This is a genomic window from Cellulomonas sp. IC4_254 (assembly GCF_011603975.1).
In the GTDB taxonomy this organism is placed as follows: domain Bacteria; phylum Actinomycetota; class Actinomycetes; order Actinomycetales; family Cellulomonadaceae; genus Cellulomonas.
This window is the reverse complement of record NZ_JAANNB010000216.1, coordinates 1-6,249: the sequence shown is the minus strand read 5'-3', so window position 1 is coordinate 6,249 and position 6,249 is coordinate 1. Positions and strand designations below refer to the sequence as shown.

Annotated in this window: 4 protein-coding genes; all 4 read right to left on the bottom strand. The window is 75.6% G+C overall.

Going from position 1 to position 6,249, the window contains the following annotated elements:
• The coding region (locus G6556_RS16445) for a Re/Si-specific NAD(P)(+) transhydrogenase subunit alpha (protein ID WP_166943846.1) at window positions 1-1,112 on the bottom strand (1,112 nt) is incomplete at its 3' end.
• 259 nt (window positions 1,113-1,371) lie between these two features.
• Entirely contained in the window at window positions 1,372-2,073 is a 702-nt protein-coding gene (locus G6556_RS16440) for a MazG family protein (RefSeq protein WP_346774950.1), read from the bottom strand.
• Window positions 2,070-2,624, bottom strand: coding sequence for a hypothetical protein (locus G6556_RS16435; protein ID WP_166943834.1), 555 nt, complete (start codon window positions 2,622-2,624; stop codon window positions 2,070-2,072). Before G6556_RS16435 ends, G6556_RS16440 begins: the two co-directional genes overlap by 4 nt.
• Window positions 2,625-2,734: 110 nt before the next feature.
• A partial coding sequence (gene mfd / locus G6556_RS16430) for a transcription-repair coupling factor (protein ID WP_166943832.1) occupies window positions 2,735-6,249 on the bottom strand: 3,515 nt, incomplete at its 5' end.

Here is a 6,249-nt window from a genome sequence, read left to right as displayed (position 1 = left end):
GGCGGGGGCGGCCAGAGCACCTCCCCGGCCCGCGTGACGGCCATGCCGCGCTGCACCGGGTCGTCGAGGTCGAGGACGAGCGCCCCGTCCTTGCCCGGGGTGAGCAGCGTGAGCAGGTTGACGACGTTGGTGCCGAACAGCTGCGACGTGTGCCGCGCCATCCGGCTGGTGAGGTCGGTGTAGCCGAGGACCGTCACGCCGTTCGCGGTGACGACCTTCTCCCCCGGCACGGTCAGCTCGCAGTTGCCGCCGCCGGACGCGGCCAGGTCGACGATCACGCTGCCCGGCCGCATCGCGGCCACCATCTCGGCGCTGATCGTGCGCGGCGCGGTGCCGCGGACCAGGGCGGTCGTGATGACGATGTCGGCCTTCGCGGTCTCCGCGGCGTACATCTCGGCGGTCAGGCGCTCCTGCTCGGCGGTGAGCTCGCGGGCGTAGCCGTCGGCGCTCACCTCCTGCTGCGCCGCCGCGGCCTGCACGAACGACGCGCCCATCGACTCGATCTGCTCGCCGACCTCGGGGCGCACGTCGTACGCGCGGACCTGCGCGCCGAGGCTGCCGGCCGCGCCGATGGCCGCGAGGCCCGCGACGCCGGCGCCGATGACGAACACGGTGGCGGGCGGGGTCTTGCCGGCGGCGGTGACCTGGCCGGTGAACATGCCGCCGAACTCCTCGGCGGCCTCGATCACCGCGCGGTACCCGGCGACGTTCGACATCGTGCTGAGCACGTCGAGCGCCTGCGCGCGGGACACGCGCGGCACGGCGTCGAGCGCCAGCGCCGTGACGCCGCGCGCGGACAGGGCCGCGACCCGCTCGGGGTGGGCGGCCGGCGCCAGCATCGAGACCAGCGTCGCGCCCGGGGTCAGCGCGGCGACCTCGGCGTCGGCCGGGGCGTTCACGGTCGTGACCACGTCGCTCGCCCACACCTCGGCCGCGTCGCCGAGCGCCGCGCCCGCCTCCGCGTAGGCCGCGTCGGGGAAGCTCGCCGCCTCGCCCGCGCCGTGCTCGACGACCACCTCGTAGCCCAGCTTCGCCAGCCGGGCCACGGTGGCGGGCGTGGCGGCCACGAGCCGCTCGCCCGGCCGGGCCTCCTTCGGGACGCCGATCCGCATCGACCCCTCCTCGTCCGGTGTCGCGGTGCGCCCGCCCTCGGCGGGCGTGGGGCACCGGGCCGCGGGTGCACCACGAGCCTCGCCCATCCTGCTGCCCGGGGGTCGCGCCCGTCCCGGACCTTCGGCCCGGCGCGCCCCGGGACCGGGCCACGCCTCGGCCGGGTCGGGCCCGTCGGCGGCGGGCGTGCCGGTCGCGCCGGGCGTGCCGGGCGTGCCGGTCGAGCCGGGCGTGCCGGTCGCGCCGGTCGAGCCGGGCGTGTCAGCCCCCGGCCGGGCCGGCGTCCCGCTCCGCCGCGCGCAGGTCCCGCTCCCAGGCGGCGGTCGCGCGGCGCAGCTCGCCCTCGGCGTCGAGGCCGGCCGCACGGGCCTCCTGGACGAGCGCGAGCAGCCGGGCGCCGAGGTCGCCGGCCGCGGCCGGGGCCGGAGCGGCGTCCGCCAGCCCGGAGGGGTCCGCCCGGGACGCCACCTTCTGCGCCCGGGCGAGCGCGCCCATCGCGAGCGGCACGCCGTCGAGCACCGACTCGCGCTGCTTCTCCTCCCGCTTGATCGCGTCCCACTGCCGGTTCACGCCGTCGGCGTCCGCGACGCGGGCGTCGGCGAACACGTGCGGGTGCCGCCGGACCAGCTTGGCGACGAGGTCGCCCGCCACGTCGTCGACGTCGAACGGCTCGGCCGGGTCCTCCTGGGCGATGCGCGCGTGGAACACCACCTGGAGCAGCAGGTCGCCGAGCTCCTCCCGCAGGTGCGCACGGTCGCCGCCCTCGACGGCCTCGGCGACCTCGTACGCCTCCTCCAGCACGTACGGCACCAGCGAGGCGTGGGTCTGCTCGGCGTCCCAGGGGCAGCCGCCCGGCGACCGCAGCCGGTCCATCACCGCGACGAGCCGGCGCAGCGGGTCCGCGACGGCGGCGGGGTCCGCCGGGGGCGTCGGGTCCGCCGGGGACGCGCCGTCGGCGGTCACGGGGCCGGGGTCGGCGAGGCCCCGTCGGCGGACACGATCCACGGGTACGCGGTCGTGCCCACGGTGCCGAGGTCGTCCGCCGTGCCGAACCGGGGGTTCACGGTGAAGTCGAGGGCGCCGAGGTCCTCCTGCAGGGCGGCGAGCCGCGTGTCGGCGTCGTCCGCGCCCTGCAGGCCCTGGATCTCCAGCAGGTACCGCATGACGGCGACCGAGGCCGGCGAGAACTCCTGCCCGGCCTCGCCGCCCGCGGCCGCGACCTGCTGGTCGAGCGCGTCGGCGGCCTGCTCGTCGGAGACCGCGACGCCCGCGTCGGACGCCGCCGCGGCGACGGTCGGCTCCTGGATGAGCACGCCGAGGATCGCGGACGCCGAGACGCCCTGCAGCACGGGCCCGAGCTCCTGGGTCGCCGTCTCGACCTCGGACGTCGGGATCGACCGGCCGTCGACCACCGCCGCCGCGCCGGGCCGCCCGCCGCCGCAGGCCGCGAGCACGCCCGCCACCGCCAGCACCCCGACGACGGACACCGTCCGCCGGACCGTCTTCCGCGTCACCGCACACCTGGCCTCTCGTCGCTCACCGTCGCCCGACCCGGCCCATCGTAGGGGCCGGGCCGGGGCGGCAGGTGCGGGACGTGCCGCGGTCGCGTAGCGCGGCACCGGGCTCAGCGCGCCGCCGTGCCCACCCCCGCCGCCGCCGAGACGTCGCCGAGCACCACCGCGTCGATCAGCTGCCGCGCCCAGGTCATCACCGCCTCGCCGTGCAGCGGCTTGCCGCCGATCCGGGCGGTCGTCGGGAACGGCACGAGCACGGTGCGCAGCGCGGGCTTGAGTACCGAGCCGGGGTACAGCCGCTTGAGCCGCAGCTGGGCCGACTCGGGCAGGTCGACCGACGCGAACCGCACGAACTTGCCCTGCGCGGTCACGTCGGTGAGCCCGGCCGTGCGGGCGTGCAGCCGGAACCGGGCGACCGCGAACAGGTTGGTCACCGGCTCGGGGATCGGCCCGTACCGGTCGACGAGCTCGGCGGAGATCTCCTCGAGCGCCTTCTCGTCCCCGGCCGCCGCGAGCTTGCGGTACGCCTCGAGGCGCAGTCGCTCGTGCGCGATGTAGTCGTGCGGGATGTGCGCGTCGACGGGCAGCTCGACGGTGACGTCGGGCAGCTCCTCCGGCTGGCCGCCGCGGTAGGACGCGACGGCCTCGCCGACCATCCGGATGTACAGGTCGAACCCGACGCCCTCGATGTGCCCGGACTGCTCGCCGCCGAGCATGTTGCCCGCACCGCGGATCTCCAGGTCCTTCATCGCGACGGCCATGCCCGCGCCGAGGTCGGTGTTGGCGGCGATGGTCTGCAGCCGGTCGTGCGCGGTCTCGGTGAGCGGCTTCTCCGGCGGGTACAGGAAGTACGCGTACGCCCGCTCCCGCCCGCGGCCGACGCGCCCGCGGAGCTGGTGCAGCTGGGACAGGCCGAGCCGGTCGGCGCGCTCCAGGATCAGCGTGTTCGCGTTCGAGATGTCCAGGCCGGTCTCGACGATCGTCGTGCACACCAGGACGTCGAACCGCTTCTCCCAGAAGTCGACGATCACCTGCTCCAGCTGGTGTTCGTTCATCTTGCCGTGGGCGACCGCGATCCGGGCCTCGGGCACCAGCTCGTTCAGCCGGGCCGCGGTGCGCTCGATCGACTCGACCTTGTTGTGCACGTAGAACACCTGGCCCTCGCGCAGCAGCTCGCGGCGGATCGCGGCGGAGATCTGCTTCTCCTCCCACGCGCCGACGAAGGTCAGCACCGGGTGCCGCTCCTCCGGCGGGGTCGCGAGCGTCGACATCTCGCGGATGCCGGTGACCGCCATCTCCAGCGTGCGCGGGATCGGGGTGGCCGACATCGCGAGCACGTCGACGTTGGTGCGCAGCGCCTTGAGCGTCTCCTTGTGCTCGACGCCGAACCGCTGCTCCTCGTCGATGATCACCAGGCCCAGGTCCTTGAACCGCACCTCGCCGGTGATGAGCCGGTGCGTGCCGATGACGACGTCGATGCTGCCGTCGCGCAGCCCGTCGACGACCGCCTCGGACTCGGCCTTGGTCTGGAACCGCGACAGCGCCTTCACCGTGACCGGGAAGCCGGCGTACCGCTCGGTGAACGTGTCCAGGTGCTGCTGCACGAGCAGCGTCGTCGGCACGAGCACCGCCACCTGCTTGCCGTCCTGCACGGCCTTGAACGCCGCGCGCACCGCGATCTCGGTCTTGCCGTAGCCGACGTCGCCGCAGATCAGCCGGTCCATCGGGATCGGCTTCTCCATGTCCTGCTTGACCTCGTCGATCGTGGCGAGCTGGTCGGGCGTCTCGACGTAGGCGAACGCGTCCTCCAGCTCCCGCTGCCACGGGGTGTCCGGCCCGAACGCGTGGCCGGACGTCGCCATCCGGGCGCTGTAGAGGCGGATGAGCTCGCCGGCGATCTCCTTGACCGCCTTGCGGGCGCGGCCCTTGGTCTTGGCCCAGTCGGAGCCGCCCATCTTGTTCAGGCTGGGCGCCTCGCCGCCGACGTACTTGGTCACCTGGTCGAGCTGGTCGGTCGGCACGAACAGCCGGTCGCCCGGCTGGCCGCGCTTGGAGGACGCGTACTCGATCACCATGTACTCGCGGGTCGCCGCGGCCGCGCCGGAGCCGACCGTCCGCGAGATGAGCTCCACGAACCGGCCGACGCCGTGCTGCTCGTGCACCACGAAGTCGCCGGGGCGCAGCTGCAGCGGGTCGACGACGTTGCGGCGCCGGCTCGGCATCTTGCGCATGTCCCGGGTCGACGAGCCCGGGCGGCCGGTCAGGTCGGACTCCGAGAACACGGCGAGCCGCAGGTCCTCGGACACGAAGCCCGGGCCGACCTGCGCGGGCATGACGAGGACGACGCCGCCCTCGAGGTCGCCCTCGAGCGCGGGGACGAGGCGCGCGGGCACGTCGGCGGAGCGCAGCTGCTCGGCCATCCGCTGCGCGGGGCCGTGGCCCTCGGTGGCGAGCAGCAGCCGCCAGCCGTCCTGCTGCAGCCGGCGGACGTCGGCGACGGCGCGGTCCACCTCGCCGCGGTACCGCTCGACGTCGCGGGCCGCGACGACGACGGTCTCGGCGCCGCCGTCGGCGCTGCGGATCCCGTCCGGCGCGGTGCTCCCGTCCGCCGCGTCGACCGCGTCCGCGTCGAGCGTGAACGGGCTGAGCGTCCACCAGCCGAGGCCGCGGACGGCCGCGAGCGCCCGCACCTCCGCGAACGAGGCGAACGAGGCGGCCGACAGGTCGAGCGGGGTCGCGGCGCCGGCGGCGGCGGAGGTCCACGCCGCCTGCAGGAACTCCTCGGTCGTGGCGACGAGGTCGTGCGCGCGGCGGCGGACCCGCTCGGGGTCGGCGAGCACAAGCAGCGCGTCGTCCGGGACGAGGTCCAGCACGGGGACCATGTCGCCGACGAGCGCCGGGGCCAGGGACTCCATGCCTTCCACCGCGATGCCCTGCGCGAGCTTGTCGAGCATGTCGACGGCGCCGGGCAGCCGCTCGACCAGGGACGCGGCGCGCTCGCGCACCTCGTCGGTCAGCAGGATCTCGCGGCACGGCGGGGCCCACAGGCCGTGGTTCGCGACCTCGAGGCTGCGCTGGTCGGCGACGGAGAACCAGCGGATCTCCTCGACGTCCTCACCCCAGAACTCGATGCGCAGCGGGTGGTCCTCGGTCGGCGGGAACACGTCGAGGATGCCGCCGCGCACCGCGAACTCCCCGCGGCGCTCGACCATGTCGACCCGGCTGTACGCGGCGGCGACCAGGCGCTCGGCGACGTCGGACAGGTCGGCCCGCTCCCCGACGTTCAGCGCGACCGGCTCCAGCTCCCCCAGCACGGCGACGACCGGCTGCAGCAGCGCGCGCACCGGCATGACGAGGACGCGGATCGGACCGGTGTGCCCCGGCTCCGGGTCGGGGTGGGCCAGGCGGCGGAACACCGCGAGCCGGCGGGCGACGGTGTCGCTGCGGGGCGACAGGCGCTCGTGCGGCAGCGTCTCCCAGGACGGCAGCACCGCGACGTCGTCGTCGGGCAGGTAGCAGCGCAGGGCCGCGGCCATCTCGTCCGCGTCCCGGCCGGTGGCGGTGACGACGACGAGCGGGCGGCCGGGGCGCTTCCCCGCGGGGGTCTCGGCGGCGGGGGTCTCGG